Source organism: Cupriavidus sp. HPC(L), assembly GCF_000307735.3.
Taxonomy (GTDB): domain Bacteria; phylum Pseudomonadota; class Gammaproteobacteria; order Burkholderiales; family Burkholderiaceae; genus Cupriavidus.
Map to the genome: position 1 here is coordinate 1 of NZ_AMPR02000349.1, position 1,742 is coordinate 1,742.

Annotated in this window: 1 protein-coding gene; it reads left to right on the top strand. The window is 73.4% G+C overall.

The genetic code is table 11. The features are described from left to right. Window positions 1-1,742, top strand: a 1,742-nt coding sequence (locus B551_RS26690) for a hypothetical protein (RefSeq protein WP_043440765.1), incomplete at both ends; no start/stop codon positions are given.

The window sequence follows — 1,742 nt, forward strand, 5'->3', positions numbered from 1 at the left end:
ACCGCTTATTCGGCGGTGTCGAACTGGGAAAACATGACGCCCGGCGAGCGCGCGACCACGCGCACGCAACTGCTGCTCGGCGGCGTGCAGTTCATGATCAATCCGGTCAGCGGCCGCTGGATTCGCCAGAGCGCGACCGGCGCGCTGACCGGGGTGCGCCACGCCGCGACGGCTTGGCGCGGCACGATGGCGGGCCTGGACCGCGGCGCGCAGGCGCTGTCGACGCTGACGATGCCGCTGCGCAATGCCATGCAGACGCCGCTGGCGGCGGCACGCATGCGCCTGGGTCAATGGCAGGACACGATGGCACAGCGGCTGCCGGCGCTGTCCAGCCTGGCCGGCTTTCCCGGTTCGCTAAGGCGGCAGGGCGCCGATCCCGCCGGCGCGGCAAGGCCGCCGGCGACACCCGGCCCGTCGGCGGCCCAGCCTCGCACGGAAACCCCGCCGCACAGCTATCCCGTGGCCCGTACCCGTTGGCGCGCGGTACAGGACCGGCTCAGCCGCGTCGATACGCTGGGCATGCTGAACTGGCTCGATGCCGGGCGCCGCGGTGCGGCGCAGGCGATCGGCAAGCAGCGCGATGCCGAGGCCAAGCTCGTGCGTGCGGCGCGCGAGACGGCGTTCGAGGACGGCCAGGCGCTGCATCGCTGGCTGTCCGGGCCGCTGCGCCAGCAGATGCGGCGGATCGAGTCGCGCGCGCAGTCGCAGTTGGCGCGCCTGCAACTGGAAGCCGATCCTGCCCGGCAAAACGCGATCGTCCGCGATCTGCGCCGCCTCGATACGGCCGCGCAGCGCCTCGCGACCCGGTGGCATCCGCTGCTGACCATCGGATTGCGGCAGGAGCTGCGGCGCATCGAAGCCAATCAGCGGGATTTCAAGGGCTCGGCCGACGTGCTGGCGCCGCGCGCCGAGGCGATGCGGCATTTGCGTGGCGAGCTCGTGCAATGGCGGGCCGCGCTGCCGTCGCGGCAAGCCGCTCCGACGCGCGACGCCGCGCCCTTGGCCCAGGCACAGGCCCTGGTAACGCGCCTCGGCAGTCATCGTGCCGCGCTGACCGATGGCGCGGCATTGGTCTCAAAGACGCTCGACGCGATGCGCGCCAATCGGGACGCCGTGCTCGACTTCGTGCCCAAGGGCAGCACCAGGCCGGTCCGTGCATCGATCGAGGGCGATATCCATGCGGTTGCGCCGCGCCGCTCCGCCGATCCGAACGCGGCGACGCCGGCCATGCCGGCGCTGCCGCCGCGCTGGCAACGCGCCGTGGCGGCTTCGCTGCGGCAGCGGTTCCGCATGGGGGTGGCCGATGCGGCTACCGGCCTGCTGTGGCTGCAGGCGCGGAGCCTCGGCATGCTGACGCCGCGGGGGTCGCTGCGCCTCGCACCGCAGGGGCGGACAGCGGCGCCCGGCCGTACCCCGGACGGCATGACATGGTCGTCCGTGATGCGATCCGGCCCGGCACGGCCGCACACCGATGGCAACAGGACGTCGCGCAACGGCGCGCTGAACCGCCTCGATGCCGGCCGCGCGATCTTCTATCAGGAGCGCGCCAGCGCGCTGGCGGCAAAGGCGGCCGCCGCCGGCAATACCAAGTCCAAGCTGGCGGCATGGCAGGCCTTCGTCGATGCCGTGGCCGCGCATTCGCCCGACGTCGCCCGGCGCCTCGCCGCCGCGGGCGGCGTGCGTGAGCGCTACCAGGGCGGCGAGGCCGGAACGGTGCGCCGCTGGCAAGGGTTTGTGCCCGG